7 protein-coding genes are annotated in these 15,974 nt (G+C 63.0%); 3 read left to right on the top strand and 4 right to left on the bottom strand.

The window, feature by feature from the left end; translation table 11 throughout:
* Positions 1–139: 139 nt before the first annotated feature.
* From AC54AF_RS16785 to AC54AF_RS16770, 4 genes are all read right to left on the bottom strand, one after another.
* Positions 140–2,800 carry a TonB-dependent receptor gene (locus tag AC54AF_RS16785; RefSeq protein ID WP_496637462.1) on the bottom strand — a complete coding sequence of 887 codons (2,661 nt, stop codon included), beginning with the start codon at positions 2,798–2,800 and terminating at the stop codon, positions 140–142.
* Between the two features lie 226 nt (positions 2,801–3,026).
* A complete protein-coding gene (locus AC54AF_RS16780; protein WP_496637461.1) occupies positions 3,027–6,173 on the bottom strand; it encodes an EAL domain-containing protein in 3,147 nt (1,048 codons plus the stop codon).
* A gap of 191 nt (positions 6,174–6,364) precedes the next feature.
* On the bottom strand, positions 6,365–8,935 hold the full coding sequence (cphA, locus tag AC54AF_RS16775) for a cyanophycin synthetase (protein WP_496637460.1): 2,571 nt from the start codon (positions 8,933–8,935) through the stop codon (positions 6,365–6,367).
* A 57-nt stretch (positions 8,936–8,992) separates the two neighbouring features.
* Positions 8,993–11,170 carry a cyanophycin synthetase gene (locus AC54AF_RS16770; protein WP_496637459.1) on the bottom strand — a complete coding sequence of 726 codons (2,178 nt, stop codon included), beginning with the start codon at positions 11,168–11,170 and terminating at the stop codon, positions 8,993–8,995.
* Positions 11,171–11,637: 467 nt separating this feature from the next.
* Here AC54AF_RS16770 and AC54AF_RS16765 point away from each other — a divergent pair, with 467 nt between their 5' ends.
* The 3 genes from AC54AF_RS16765 to AC54AF_RS16755 all read left to right on the top strand — a co-directional run bounded on the left by AC54AF_RS16765 (position 11,638) and on the right by AC54AF_RS16755 (position 15,838).
* Entirely contained in the window at positions 11,638–13,908 is a 2,271-nt protein-coding gene (locus tag AC54AF_RS16765) for a cyanophycin metabolism-associated ABC transporter (RefSeq protein WP_230541145.1), read from the top strand.
* A gap of 2 nt (positions 13,909–13,910) precedes the next feature.
* Positions 13,911–14,381, top strand: coding sequence for a cyanophycin metabolism-associated DUF1854 family protein (locus tag AC54AF_RS16760; protein ID WP_496637458.1), 471 nt, complete (start codon positions 13,911–13,913; stop codon positions 14,379–14,381).
* 470 nt (positions 14,382–14,851) lie between these two features.
* Complete coding sequence (locus tag AC54AF_RS16755; protein ID WP_496637457.1) at positions 14,852–15,838, top strand: hypothetical protein; 987 nt, start codon at positions 14,852–14,854, stop codon at positions 15,836–15,838.
* The last annotated feature ends 136 nt before the right edge of the window (positions 15,839–15,974 follow it).

Here is a 15,974-nt window from a genome sequence, read left to right as displayed (position 1 = left end):
TATTTCAACGACGTTTCGACGCCTGACAAAACCATCGCGAGCGGCAGTGATTTGTGGCCGAGAAGCGCCGCGGCACTGTAGTGCCGTGAGCATCGCCGGCCGCAAAGCGCGCCGCGCAGCCGGTTTGGTCAGGTGTCCACTAGTAACTCCAGCGGAGCGACAAACCGACGACCTTGTCATAGCGCCGCACATCGCGCACATAGTCCGGCGTGTCGTGGTAGTCGCGGTAGGTCGAGTCGAGCAGGTTGTTGGCGTCCAGCGTCACCGTGGTGTGCGGATTGAGCTTGTACGACACCGACGCGTCCAGGGTTTTCGTCGGCGCCACGGTCAGGTGGATGCCCTTGCCGCGGTAGTTGTAGTCGTCGACGTACTTGTCGCGCCAGCTGTAGGCCAGGCGCGCCGACCATGGTCCCTGTTCGTACAGGCCGACGATATTGGCCGACCACTTCGACATGCCCGTGAACGGGTGCGCGCTGCCATTCAATTCTTCCAGCTCGCCCGTCATGTAGGTGGCGTTCGCCTGCAGGCCGAGGCCGCCCATCCAGCCTGGCAGCTTGTCGTAGAACTGCTGGTAGGCCATTTCCATGCCTTGCAGATGGCCCTTCGACGTGTTGCGCGGGCGCGTGATGTCGTACTCGATGCCGCCATACGTTTCCTTGGCCGAACCGGACAGGATGTAATTCTTGAAGTTGTGGCGGAACACGGTGGCCGTGACGGAGCCCGTCTGCGCGAAATACCATTCCAGCGCTGCATCGAGGTTTTTGCCTTCCACGGGTTTGAGGTCGGGATTGCCGCCGCTGCCTGTCGGGCGCACCATCTCCAGGCTCTGGCCCAGGGTCACGCCGGGGTTGAAGTCGGCGAAGTTCGGGCGCTGCACGGCCTTGCCGGCCGTCAGGCGGGCGATCAGGTCCTGGCGCAGCATGGCTTTCAGCGTCAGGCTGGGCAGCACGTCCGTGTCCGACGTCTTCACGCGCACGGGCGTGACGATGCCGTTTTGCGAGGAATTGCCTTGCAAGTCCTGCTTGGTCTGCACCACGCGCACGCCCAGGGTGCCATCGACCGGCACTTGCGCCAGGTCAAAGCCGATGCGCGCCTTGCCGTAGACGGCATTGGTTTTTTCCACGTCCTTGAAGTGGGTCATCGGATCGTCGGGGCTGCGCTCGCTGCTGCCCGTAAACAGCTGGCGCAAGGTATCCGTGTTATTGAGCATGAAGTCGCGGCATGGCGTGAGCCAGCTTTGCAGGCCGAAGTTGCCCGTGTTCTTGTGCGAGGTGCAGGCCAGGCCGGGAATCGCATCGGCGTACATGGTCGACGTCAGGCCGCCCTGGCCATTTTTTTCGCGGATCGATTCGGCCTTGCGCTTGGCCAGGCGCACGCCGCCCGAAAATTCGCGGAAGAAGCCCGTGCTGTCCATGTCGTAGGTGACGTCGCCGCGCCAGTCGGTCGAGCTGCCTTCGTCGTGGCTGTGATTATCGTAGAAGCCGAGCAGGGTGTAGTTCTTCGGGTCCAGCATGTTGTAGCCGGGGTAGCTGATCTGCGCGCCGCCGTTCACGTTCGTGCTGCCGATCACGCTGGTCGGATGCGCGAGGAAGTCGAGGATGGGGAATTCGCGCTCGAAGTTGCTCACCGTGCGCGCCAGTTCTGTGGTGGCGCGCAGCTGCGGCGTGATGTCCCAGCGCGCGCCGATGGCGCCTTGCGAGCCGATCGAGCGGTCGCGCCGCGCCTGGGTCGAGCCGAGCGTGAATGGCGACCAGGGACCGTCGATCTTGCCCACCGTGGCCGCCTGGCTGGTGCCGGGGATCAGGGTGATGTCCGGGTTCTGGCCCCAGGGCAGGGAACCGACGAAGAACTGGCTGTCGAAGGCGTGCTTGATCAGGGTTGACATGCCTTCCGCATACACTTCCACCTGCGAGTTCGGGCGCCACTGGAAGGCGGCGTTGGCCGCGTAGCGCTTGCGGTCGCCCACGGTCGGGATCATGCCGACGGAGTCGGGGCCCGTGATGTTGCCGGCCTCCGGGCGCTTGACGGGTTCGGCATTCCAGATCGTCTCGTCATAGTATTTGCCGCGCTGGTAGGACAGGCCGAGCAGGGCGCCGAATTCGCCGTATTGGGTCTTCCAGCGGTTCGAGACCATGCCGCTGACGTTCGGGTCCGTCGAGCCGGATTTGTCGCGGTGCTCGGCGCGCACGTTGCCCGACGCCGTAAAGCCCTTGAAGTCGAACGGGCGGTTGGTGCGCACGTCGACCACGCCGGCCGTGCCGCCTTCGACCATGTCGGCGCCCTGCGATTTGTACACGTCCACGCGCTGCAGCATGGCCGTCGGGATGTCGGCCAGGTACAGGCTGCGGCCCACGGAGGTGAACATTTCGCGGCCGTTGAGCAGGGTCACCACGCCGGGCAGGCCGCGGATGATGACGGTACCCGCTTCGCCGCCTTCGCGGCGGATCTGCACGCCCGTCACGCGGCCGAGGATTTCGGCCACGTTCTTGTCGGGGAATTTGCCGATTTCATCGGCGACGATGGAGTCGACCACCTGGTCGTTGTTTTTCTTAATCGTCTGCGCGCTTTGCGCGGCGCGGCGCACGCCCGTGACGGCCACCACGGCGATGCCGGCATGGTCGGCTGGCGCCGCTGCCGGTGCCGTTTCTTCCGTCGGTGTTTCCACGGCGGGCGCCTGTTGCGCCCAGACGGAAGCGCTGCTCAGCAAGCCGGCGCCGGCCAGGGCGGCCACCGTGGCCTTCAAGGTCAGCCGTGTGTTTTGCTTGGGCGTGCGGGTGCCCGTTGCCATCAAATGCTTCATCTTGCCTCCACCTGTATTTTAGTTATGTTGAGAACGCTGCGGCAGTCGCCGCCAGAGCTGGAACTTGCTCAAGAATCATGGTAGGTGGGAATGACTTTGCGCCACAAATGACTTCTTTTGCGATGTCAATACCAATTCCGGTATCCCTGCTGCATTCATGCGCCCTGGCGGCGCGGCGCGTGTTGTCGAATCCGGCGCGCGCGTTGCGGGCGCTCCACAGCAAGTCTCAGGCGGCGCAGGGCGCGGCGCTGTGCGCCAGCCAGGCCATGAAGTGCGCCTGCGGCATGGGGCGGGCAAAGTAATACCCTTGTAATTCATCGCAGCCGGCGTGGCGCAGCACGTCGGCATCGGCCGCGCTTTCCACGCCCTCGGCGGTCACCGTCAAGCCCAGCGTATGGCCAAGGCCGATGATGGCTTTTGTCACCGCCAGGTTTTGCGGCGAACCGTGGATGTCCTGCACGAAGCTCATGTCGATCTTCAGCTTGTCGAGCGGGAAGCGGCACAGGTAGTTCAGGCTCGAATAGCCGGTGCCGAAATCGTCGATCGACAGCGCAAAACCGAGCGCCTTGATGGCGTGCAGGGTGGCGATGATGTCGTCCACGTTGTCCATCAGGATAGACTCGGTCAGTTCGAATTCGATCTGTCCCGGCGAGACGGGAAACTCGCGCAGCACTTCGCGCAAGGTGGCCACCAGGCCGCCGCTTTTCAACTGGATGGCCGACAGGTTGATCGACACGGCGATGTCGCCCGCGCCCGCCTCGCGCCAGGCCACCTGCTGGCGGCACGCTTCGCGGATGACCCACGCGCCGATGGCGACGATCAGGCCCGATTCCTCGGCTGCGGGTATGAAGCTGTCGGGCGCGATCAGGCCGTGCTGCGGGTGCTGCCAGCGGATCAGGCTTTCCACGCCATTCAGGCGCTTGCTCGTCGCATCGATGCGCGGCTGGTAGTACAGCACCAGTTCCTGCCGTTCGATGGCGTGGCGCAGATCGCTTTCCAGGTGCAGCTGCTGCAACTGCTGCTCCTGCATCTGCGGCGTGAACATGCGCGCATGATCCCGCCCGCCGCTCTTGGCCTGGTACATGGCCGCATCGGCGTGGCGCATCAGGGTATCCATGTCGCCGCCGTGGTCCGGGTAGATGGCCACGCCCACGCTGCACGAGACATACAGCTCGCTGCCTTCCACCTGGTGCGGCTGGCGCATGGCCGGTATCAAGCGTGTGTCGAGCAGCGCGCCGATGGCCTCCGCGTCGCCGATGCCGTTGAGGATGACGACGAATTCATCGCCGCCCAGGCGGCTGACGGTGTCGCCTTCGCGCACCAGCTGCAGCAGGCGCTTTGAGACCGATTGCAGCAGCGCGTCGCCCACGTGGTGGCCCAGCGCGTCGTTGACGTGCTTGAAGCGGTCCAGGTCGACGAACAGCACGCCCACCTTTTCGCCGCTGCGGCGCGCCTGCGCGATGGCGGCCGCCAGGCGCAGTTTCGACACGTGGCGGTTCGCCAGTCCCGTCAACGCATCGTGGTGGGCCATGTGCTCGATCTGCCGCTCGCTGGCCTTGCGTTCGCTGATGTCGAGCGAGCTGGCGATGAAATGCGTGGTGACGCCATCGAGACCGCGCACGGCGTTCATCACCAGCCAGGCCGGATAGCTTTCCAGCGACTTGCGCTGCACCCATATCTCGCCCTGCCAGTAGCCGCGCCGCGCCAGGGTCCGGCGCAGGCTGCCGAGCTGCTCTGGAGGGTTGTCGGGCGCGAGCAGGAAGGCTGGGCGCTTGCCGATCAGCTCCACCATGTCGTACAGCGAATGGCGGCGGAAGGCCTGGTTGACGGTGATGATGCGCATGCCGGCATCCATCACGATCAGGCTTTCGGCCGACGCCTCGAAGACCTTGGCCCACAGTTCCAGGCGCGACTCCATCAGCTTCATCTTGTTGATCGGCGTGAAGGTCGACAGCACGGCGCGCTGGCCCTGGTAGTCGATCAGGCGCGCGGAAATCAGGGCCCAGGTGGGCGTGCCGCCGCCGCTCCAGCACACCTCGAATTCGTCGACGGCGCCCAGGTCGCTCAAGCGCTGGAAGAAGCGCGAACGGGCTTGCGGACTCATGCCGCCCACCCACGGATCGAGTTCCAGGCCGCCCCGCCACGCGTGCGCGGCCTGGTTCGCGTGCAGCACCTGGTGATGCGGGATCGAGGTGACCATCAGCGGGATGGGAATGGCGTCGACCAGCTGGCGCTGCGCGTCGGCCGCGCTGGCGCGCGCCACCAGTTCCTGCTGCGCCATGCGCTGGAAGTCGAGCTGCTGCAGCATGGTATTGAAGGCGCTGACCAGGCGCCCCGTTTCGTCCTCGCTGTCCCAGACGGCGCGCAGGCTATGGTCGCCCGTTTCGCGCACTTCCTGCGCCACGCGCGCCAGGCGGCGGATGGGCAGGGCGATCTGGCGCGCGACGAAAAACACCAGGCCCAGTATCATCATCAGCAGCAGCACGGCCGTGCCCAGGTGCAGCCACATGCGCGTGAAAAAGCCGTCCACGCGCAGCTGGATCAGGCGGTGCAGTTCGCCTTCCGCCGCGCGCCAGGCATGCCGCAGGGCCATGGCGGCGGCCGCATCGTGCCGCAGCAGGGCGGCGCTGCGGTCGGCATGGGCCGGTGCGCCGGCCAGCGCCTGGGTACTGGCGCGAAATTGCGCCACAGCTTGCTGCAGGGCCGCGCGCGAGCCGTCCAGGTGCTGGCGCAGCAGCGGCGTGCTGGCTGCGAACGCCTCCGTGTAGTCGCTGCCGATGCCGCCCATGGTGGCGTCCATGCGCCCTTCCAGAATCAGGAACTGGGTCTGCAGACGCTGGCGCTGCGCGCCTTCGGCCATTGCCAGTTGCAGGGCCAGGGCGCGCGTGCTGTTGATCACTTCCAGCAGTTCCGGAAAGCGCAGGATCACCAGCGACATCGTGTAGTAGCTGTCCAGGTCCGGGTCGAGGATCAGGTTCGACTGGTTGCCCACGCGCGTGAGCAGTGCGCGTCCGGCGACGAAGGCGGGCGAGGGCGCGATGCCGTCGTCCGGCGCAGCGGGAGCGCTGCCGGCCTGGCGCAGCAGGACGGCAAATTGCGCATTCAGTTCGGCGCTGCGCATGCCCGCGCCGAAGCTGCGTTCGGCCTGCTCCACAGCTGCGGCTTGCGTGCCAGGTTGCAGCGTAGTCCGCGTCAGGGGCAGCAGCGCATCGCGGATGGCGGCGATGTAGTCGTTGCCCGCCATCTCCTTGCGCGAGAAATCGATGGCGAGGTATTTTTCGTTGATGAGGATGCCGGAAATGAAGATCACGGCGGACAGATCGAGCAAATAGATCAGCGCCAGTTTGCGCCCCACCGTCAATTTCCCGATCATGCGCGAGATTCTGCCCACCATGCGTGCCCCACCTTCTCGTCAGCTCATTTATGTTTTCTTATGAGCAATTTTCATGCCTGATTTTGCAAGCTTGCAAGGGGGCTTTTGCACCATGCCGGTGCGCAGGGAGGCGGCGCGCGCCCATGAAAAAGGGCGGCCCGCAGGCCGCCCTTGTGTGCATGTTAAAGCGCTCAGGCTTCGGCGACGCGCTTGGCGATGTGCGCCAGCGCTTCTTCCACCTGGTCGATCAGGATCAGGCACAAATCGCCTTCGCCGAGGCGCGCCAGGGCCTTGTCGATGGCGACGAATTCGCCGTTGATTTCATCGATATGGCTGGTGCGCTTGGCGCCGTTCAAGCCCTGGCGCAGCAATGCCACCACTTCGCCGTCAGCGCGGCCGCGCTGGCACTGGTCCTGGTACAGCAGCACGTCGTCGAAGGCGGCGCCGAGGATTTCCGTCTGCTGGCGGATGTCTTCATCGCGGCGGTCGCCGGCGCCGCTGATGACCACCGAACGGCGCTTGGCCGGCATGCTTTCGACGGCCTGCACCAGCGCCAGGATGGCGTCCGGATTGTGGCCGTAGTCGGCGATCAGGGTGGCGCCACGATAATCGAAGACGTTGAAGCGGCCCGGTGCATTATCGGCTTCATTGGCGAAGGTTTTCAGGCCCAGCGCGATGGTTTTCCAGTCCAGGCCCACGGCCCAGGCGGCGGCCAGCGACGCCATGACGTTGTCGACCTGGAAGCCGATGGCGCCGTTGCGCGTGATCGGCACTTGCGACAGGGCGATCTCGTGGCGTTCCTTGCCCTGCGCCGCGACCAGCTTGCCGTCTTCCACGTACACGACGCGGTTGCCCTGCGCGCGGTGCGTGGCCATCACGGGATGCGTCTTGTCGGCGGCGAAGAAGGTCACCGTGCCGCTACAATTCTTGGCCATGCGCGCCACGGCCGGGTCGGTGGCGTTCAGCACGGCCACGCCGCTGTCGGCCACGTTCTGCACGATCACTCTTTTCAATACCGCCAGGTCTTCCACGGTGGTGATGTAGTTCAGGCCCAGGTGGTCGCCCGCGCCGATGTTGGTCACCACGGCGACCTGGCAGCGGTCGAAGGCCAGGCCTTCGCGCAGCATGCCGCCGCGCGCCGTTTCGAACACGGCCGCGTCGACGTCCGGGTGCAGCAGCACGTTGCGCGCGCTGCGCGGGCCGCTGCAGTCGCCGTTGTCGATCTGGCGCCCTTCGATGTACACGCCATCCGTATTGGTCATGCCGGTGCGCAGGCCCGAGGTGGTGAGCAGGTGGGCGATCAGGCGCACGGTGGTGGTCTTGCCGTTGGTGCCAGTGACGGCGACGACGGGAATGCGGCCATCGTCGCCTTCGGCGAACATGGCGGCGATGATGGCTTCGCCCACGGGGCGCGGTTTGCCGAACGATGGCGCCAGATGCATGCGCAGGCCCGGTGCGGCGTTCACTTCGACGATGCCGGCGTTCTGCTCTTCCAGCGGTTTCAAGATGCTTTCGGAAACGACGTCCACGCCGCAGATGTCCAGGCCCACCATGTGCGCCGCGGCGACGGCGCGCGCCGCCACTTCCGGGTGCACGTCGACGGTGACGTCGGTGGCCGAGCCGCCCGTCGACAGGTTGGCGTTATTGCGCAAAACCACGCGCTGGCCCACGGGCGGCACGGATTCGGCCACATAGCCCTGCTTGGCCAGGCTGGCCAGGGCGATGTCGTCGAAACGGATTTTCGTCAGCGAGGTGGCGTGGCCGCTGCCGCGGCGCGGGTCCAGGTTGACCTGGTCGACCAGTTCGCGCACCGTGTGCTGGCCGTCGCCCACCACTTGCGGCGGGTCGCGGCGGGCAGCTGCCACCATCTTGTTGCCGATGACGAGCAAGCGGAAATCGTGGCCCGGCAGATAGCGCTCGACGAGGATGTCGTCGCGGAATTCCTGCGCCGCGAGGAAGGCGGCCGTCAGCTGTTCGCGCGTGGTGACATTGACGGTGACGCCCTTGCCCTGGTTGCCATCCTTCGGCTTGACGACGACGGGCAGGCCGATCTCGCAGGCGGCGGCCCAGGCGTCGTCCGCATCGACGGCGACACGCCCGTGCGGCACCGGCACGCCGGCCGAGTCCAGCAGCTTCTTGGTCAGTTCCTTGTCTTGCGCGATGGCTTCGGCGATCGCGCTGGTGCCGTCCATTTCGGCAGCCTGGATCTTGCGCTGGCGGCTGCCCCAGCCGAACGTCACCAGGCTGCCTTCGGTCAGGCGGCGGAACGGGATGTTGCGCGCCAAGGCGGCGTTGACGATGGCGCCGGTGGAGGGGCCCAGGCGCACGTCTTCATCGAGTTCCCGCAACTGGTGCAGGGCGCCGGCCAGGTCGAACGGCGCATCGTCGAGCGCGGCCTGGCACAGCTGCTGCGCCAGGGCCAGAGCCAGGCGGCCGACGGCTTCTTCCGAGTATTCGACGACGACCTGGAAGATGCCCGTTTCCAGGGTCGGTGTGGTGCGGCTGAAGGTGACGGGGCAGCCGGCTTGCGCCTGCAGGCCCAGCGCCGCCAGTTCCAGCACCTGCGCCATCGGCGCGGCGTTGTAATTGCCCAGCGGTTGCAGCGGGCTCAGTTGCGGAAAGCGCGCGCGCAGGCGGGCTTCGAAGCCGGGCAGCTGGGCGATGTCGAGTTCCTGCGTGGTGCAGGAAACAATGGCTTCCACGGCGGTGTCGTGGCTCCAGAGGTTAGGGCCCCGCAAGGCCCGTACGCGAGATACTTCCATAATTAAACCGTAATCCTATTGTGTTCTTGTGGGCCCGGCCGTAGCCGGGCTTGAGTCTTAGTTGCCGATGCAGCCGGGTGCAGCGTCAAAGGTGCGCAGTCCCGCGCAGATCAGGTCGACGGGCAGGTTCATGGCCCAGGCGGCGGCCGCGACTGCCAGCACGCTGTCGACATTGCCGGCCGTGGCCGGCTTCAGCAGGTCCAGGCACAGCAAGACCGTTTCGATGCCGCCTTCGGCCAGCACGATGTGGTTGCCGCGCACGAACACGGCACGCTGGCCGGCGGCCAGTTGCGCCGCGATGGCGCCCAAGCTGCCATCCTGCGCATACAGGGTCACCGTGCCGTCGCACAGCTCGGCCAGTTCCAGCACGTGTGGGTTGGCGGCGTTCAGCACGGCCACGCCCGTCGGCACCACCACGTCGACCTGGCTGCGCACGGCCTTGTACAGGCCCGCATCGTCCAGCACGTCGAAATCCTTGACGCTCTCCAAACTGCCCATGTCCGTGACGATGCCGATCTGGCACTTGTCGTAGGCCAGGCCTTCGGCCAGGATCATGCGCGGATTGCTCTCGAACAGGGCCGTCTGCACGGTGCGGTTGAGCAGCAGGCGCTGGCCCGCGTCCCAGTTCACGCAATCGTTGCTGACGACTCTGCGCTGGTCCAGGTACATGCCTTCGCTGCAGACGGCGCCCGTGTGCAGGCCCGACAGGTTGAGCAGCTTGCACAGCATGCGCACGATCAGGCTGGCGCCGCGCGTTCCCGTCACGCCGATCAGCGGAATGCGGCCCGTTTCCTCTGGCGCGAACAGGTGGTCGACGATGGCCGCGCCGACAGGGCGGGGCTGGCCCACGCCCGGCTTGATGTGCGCCAGCAAGCCAGGGCTGGCATTGACTTCGATGATGGCGCCGCGCTGCTCTTCCAGCGGACGCGTGATGTCGGTGGTGACCAGGTCGATGCCGGCGATATCGAGGCCCACCACGCGCGCGGCCAGCAGGGCCGCATGCGCGACGGACGGGTGCACGTCGTCCGTGACGTCGATGGCCACGTTGCCGTTCGGCTGGATCAGCACTTTCTGGCCCGCCTGCGGCACGGACAGGGCGGTCATGCCCTGGCGCTGCAGTTCCAGCACGATTTCGCCCGATTCATGCGGCTTGACGGTGCCGAGCGGAAAATCTTCGCCTTCGCCGCGGCGCGGATCGGTATTGATCTGTGTGTTCACCAGTTCCAGCACGGTCGAGACGCCGTCGCCATCGACCCACAGCGATTCGCCCTTGGCGGCCGCGATCAGCTTGTTGCCGACGACGAGCAGGCGGTGTTCGTCGCCCGTGATGAAGCTTTCCACCAGCACGGCCGAGCTGTCGCCCTTGCGCGCGGCCAGTTCGTAGGCCGCTTTCACGTCGCTTTCCGTCATCAGGTTGAGTGACACGCCGCGGCCATGGTTGCCGTCATACGGCTTGACGACGACGGGCACGCCGATGTCCTGCGCTTCTTCCCATGCCGCTTCGGCGCTGCGCACCAGGCTGCCTTCAGGGACGCGCACGCCGCACGATTTGAGCAGGAATTTGGTCAGATCCTTGTCGCTGGCTATGCCTTCGGCGATCGCGCTGGTGCGGTCCGTTTCGGCCGTCCAGATGCGGCGCTGCGCGGCGCCGTGGCCCAGTTGCACCAGGTTGCCGTCGTTCAGGCGCAGCGAAGGGATGCCGCGCTCGGTGGCCGCATCGACGATGCTGGCCGTGCTCGGGCCCAGGCAGCGCGCGTCGACCATCTCGCGCAGGGGCGCCAGGGCCGCTTCCAGGTCGTAGGCTTCATCGTTGATGGCAGCCATCAGCAGTTCGCGCGCGGCGGCCAGGGCGGCGCGGCCCACGTGCTCTTCGCGCGTGCGGAAGGCCATCTTGTAGACGCCGCGCTGGCTGGTCGAGCGGGTCTGGCCGAAGCCCGTGCGCATGCCTGCCAGGTTTTGCAATTCCAGCACCACGTGTTCGAGGATATGGGCCGACCAGGTGCCTTCGCGCAGGCGCTCGAAAAAGCCGCCCCGTTCGCCCACGCCGCAGCGGTGTTCGATCATGCCGGGCAGCCACGCCACCAGGCGCTCGTACAGGCCGGGCAGGGTATTGGATGGATAGTCTTCCAGTTCGCCGATGTCGACCCAGGCTTCAATCACCGGGCGGTAAGTCCAGATGTTGGGGCCGCGCAAGTGGGTGACGCGGGCAAATTCGATGTTCTTCTTCTTGATCATGTAAGTGGTTTCTTGATAACAGGCCAGGCGTCTGGGCGCCAGATACTTTATGTTGGCTCTACAGAGTCTTTTCAGGCTCGTGCTTGGTTCTTTATCCCGGGTATGCGCAGTGTGCCACTTTTAGCGGCCTCCTGTCGCGTTTGCTTCTCGTATTCTGCTGGTGTTGTCATTCTAATTGTTACTAAATGTTGCCGTACTTGTTATAAAGATACCGACTCTGGTCCAAGCTGGAGCATTTGCGCAACAGCGGGCTGTTGTATACTTGCCGCTGGTCGATGGCCGCCCATTTTTTTGCGCCGTTTTGCCATCATTCCTTACCGGCAGGCATCCATTCGATACAATACAGGAAATTGCCACTGGTGCATCCACCTCGCCATCGCGCAGTACACAAACATTGATCGGGCGTCTGCCCCATCCCCCAAATCCCGCCCTGAAGGGCTTGGCCTCGAGCCGGAGTATGCTTTACGATGACAACTGAACTGAGTGTTCCTGCAACAACTATTCCCCTCACCTCGCTGCCTGAACACTGGCTGGCGGAAGTGGAGAGCAACCTTTCTCCAGGGGAGAACGTTTTAAGTAGCGTTGAGGTTGACCTCGATGCGCGATTACGTTTCACAAAAGGCATAATTGTTGTCACCGAGAAGCGTTTGCTGGCCCGTTCGCCGGGCGATACCGCCTGGAAAAGCTGGTCTTTCCGCCCTGGGCTGCGCCTGACGCACCATGACCACGCCGGTGTCGGCCACCTGGAACTGTTCGACGACCACGGCCGCCTGGCGTCATGGCGTTTTACTTTGGGCCAGAACCTGCATGCGATCCGCGTGCTGGAACAGTTCGTCGAGCGCCTCGACAGCCACCTGACGGGCCAGCCCGTGCTGGAAGCGGAGCAGGAAGTGTGTCCCAGCTGCAAGGCACCACTGGAGCCCGAGCAGGAAGAGTGCCCGATCTGCGCCAAGGTGCTGCACACCCCGCCGTCCACCTGGACCCTGTTCCGCCTGTGGCGCTTCGCTCATCCCTACCGTGGCCAGCTGGCCCTGGGCTTCATGCTGATGCTGCTGAGTACCGCCGCGCACATGATTCCGCCTTACCTGACGGCGCCGCTGATGGACAATGTGCTGATTCCGTATCAGAACGGCAAGCATATCGACCCGTGGCTGGTGGTGTACTACATGAGCGGCTTGCTTGGCTCGGCCCTGCTGGCCTGGCTGCTGGGCTGGGGCAAGACCTATGTGCTGGCCCTCGTATCCGAACGCATGGGCGCCGATTTGCGCTCGGCCACGTATGAACACCTGATGAAGCTGTCGCTGGAATTTTTCGGCGGCAAGCGCACGGGCGACCTGATGGCGCGCATCGGCAGCGGCAGCGACCGCATCTGCGTCTTCCTCTCGCTGCACTTGCTCGATTTCGCTTCCGACGTGCTGATGATCATCATGACGGGCGTGATCCTGTGGTCGATGAATCCTTGGCTGGCCATCATGACCCTGGCGCCGCTGCCCTTCATCGCCTGGATGATCCACCTGGTGCGCGACCGTTTGCGCACGGGCTTTGAAAAGATCGACCGCGTGTGGAGCGAAGTGACCAACGTGCTGGCCGATACGATTCCCGGCATCCGCGTGGTGAAGGCGTTTGCGCAGGAAAAACGCGAAGCGGCCCGCTTCCGCGACGCCAACGCGCACAACCTGGCCGTCAACGACAAATTGAACAAGGTATGGTCGCTGTTCTCGCCCACGGTCTCGTTCCTGACGGAGATGGGTTTGCTGGTCATCTGGTGCTTCGGCATCTGGCAACTGTCGCGCGGCGAAATCACCGTCGGCGTGCTGACCGCCTTCATCGCGTACAGCACGCGCTTCTATGGCCGCCTCGATTCAATGAGCCGCATCGTTTCCGTGACGCAGAAATCGGCGTCCGCCGCCAAGCGCATCTTCGACATCCTCGACCACGTGTCGAGCGTGCCGGAACCGGCGCAACCCGTCAAGCTGGACAAGATCGAAGGACGCATCGACCTGCGCGAAGTCGGTTTCCGCTATGGCAACCGGGCCGTCAACCGCGGCATCACGCTGAACATCAAGGCCGGCGAGATGATCGGCCTGGTGGGGCACAGCGGTTCGGGCAAGAGCACGCTGGTCAACCTGATCTGCCGCTTCTATGACGTGTCGGAAGGGGCGATTTTGCTCGATGGCGTCGACATCCGCTCGTTCGCCGTGTCCGACTACCGCCGCAATATCGGCCTGGTGCTGCAGGAGCCGTTCCTGTTCTTTGGCACCATCGCGGAAAATATCGCCTACGGCAAGCCGCACGCGACGCGCCAGGAGATCATCGCCGCCGCGCGCGCCGCGCATGCCCACGAATTCATCCTGCGCCTGCCGCAAGGCTACGATTCGATGGTGGGCGAGCGTGGTCAGGGCTTGTCCGGCGGTGAACGCCAGCGCATCTCGATCGCCCGCGCCCTGCTGATCGACCCGCGCATCCTGATCATGGATGAAGCGACATCGTCGGTCGACTCGGAAACGGAAAAAGAGATTCAAAAGGCGCTGGACAACCTGGTGCAGGGCCGGACGACGATCGCCATCGCGCACAGGCTGTCGACCCTGCACCGGGCCGACCGCCTGGTGGTGCTGGACCGCGGCCAGGTCGTGGAAGTGGGCAGTCACGATGAACTGATGGCGAAAGAGGGCGCCTATTTCCGCCTCTACGAAGCACAGGCGCGCAACAACGAACTCGCCCTGGATGACAAGGAATGAGCATGGCCAGTACAACTTTTACATTAAGCCGCGACACCTTCGGCAAGCTGGTGATGACGGACGCGGACGGCCAGGTCTTTGAAGGCGTGGCGCCCGTGCGCGCCTTCCCCATCCAGTCGCCCGACGAAGGCATTTCGCTGGTGCTGGGCAATGGCAAGGAAGTGGCGTGGATCGAGCGCCTCGACGCCTTGCCGGAGCCGGCGCGCAGCCTGCTGCAGGAAGAGCTGGAAGGGCGCGAATTCATGCCCGAGATCGCGCGCGTGAAAAGCGTCTCCAGCTTCGCCACGCCGTGCACCTGGCATGTCGACACGGACCGGGGCGAGACGCAATTCGTGCTGAAAGGCGAGGAAGACATCCGCCGCATCGGCGCCACGTCGCTCTTGATCGCCGACAACCACGGCATTCACTTTCTGATACGCGACATGTTCAATATCGACAAGACGACGCGGAAAATTCTGGATCGCTTCCTGTAACACCGACATGGGGCGTCTGTGAAAAAAGCATCAATTGCTATATGGTAATTGATGCTTTTTCTCTTTCAGGCTAATGCAGTACATCATTTGTTCGTGCTATTCAAGGCGTGCATACTGTAAACGAAAAACTTCTTGATGCACTAAAATTCATTTATTCTATTTTTCTCGAAATACTCAAAGGGGTCGGGGCTGCTTGCGCAGAACTCGGCTTTTTATTTTTTGACTCCTGTAGTCCTGCAATTCGTCTGTTCATTGAAATTTCATTAAATAAGATGCACGAGAAAGGGGGGGATTTATTTTCATGATACATTTCTATTTTTGAATTGGATGTCAATTCATTAAAATTTTGTGCGACTTACCCTGTCAGGTGATGTAGTGCAGGCCGCTCTTTTTTCTATCGGAGACTGTATGGCTATGGGGAATACGGCTTGCGACCTGAATTCATGAATTTTTCACATTGAGGAAATTGAATGAAGAAATATGCTTTGTTGTCTTGCCTGTTAATTGCCGGCAGTGCGCATGCGGCATGGGTGCCACGGGTAACGGCCGTGACGTACATCGCCACTGTCCATTATGCCGGCGGCAGTGTCTCCTATTCAGAGAAGCGGATGGACCAGGGGCCGGTAACCAGATTTGCGGATCAGGTTACCAATGGTCCCTATAGCTTGGAAAAAACGCTGAATACCTTTCTGAAACAGCAGGCAATGAATAATGGCGTGCAGTTCTACTCCGGTAAAGTGACAGGTAGCTTGCTGTTTACGCTGGCACCAGCGGAAGATGGTACTGTTGGTATCACAGTGCAGGCACCACGTTATCAAACTCTGATGGGGTATTCCGGTAAAAAATATGGCATCAGTTTCCGCTGCACTAATAGTGCAGCCATCGATAATTTCACCATCAATGCACAGATGGGATCTCCACAAGGCTCGGGGCAGATATTGCCAGGAATGGGAGTTTCAGGAAACCCTTCTTCGTCGACCGATTGCGACTCCAATCTTAGCTGGATATTGCCAGTGATCGGAGACTATATCGTAAATCTTGGTAGTTCGAAGATAGATGACGCCATCGTTGCTGGCTTGAATCAGAGCATTGCCGGTGTCGCAACTCCATTTTTCAAGCGCGATCAAAATTATCTGACGGCACTCAATAATCTGATACCGCGAGATAAATCGGTATCCTTGCCAGGCGGCGGAAGTTTCCCTATCGGCCAATACGTTCAAGATAATCTGGCTTATTTGTTGGCGAACAGTAAAATTACCATGCAGATAGACAAAGGCGTCATCTTGTCTGATTTGACTGATGAGAAGACATGGTCCGCTACCGCCAATATCGTGAAGTTGACGCTGACCTCGCCAGCCATTTCATTTTCTGTTGATTTGCAGGAAAAAGACGATTTGGAGTGGATTTGGGACAAGAAGTGCGGTGGAAGATACGGAACCGACTGTAACATTCCGTGATCGCATCTGAGCATTAAGCTGTTCCCGGATCGCATCTTGGCGAGCCATGATGCGATCCGGATGAGGGATTGGGTTGGTAGTTGTTTAGTTTCGTGCGATCATATTCCTCGTCGCAGCATGGCCCTGTTCCGGGCCA

This window comes from Janthinobacterium sp. JF4 (assembly GCF_059617925.1).
The sequence above is the reverse complement of the archived record's forward strand: the minus strand, read 5'-3'. Positions and strand labels throughout refer to the sequence as shown.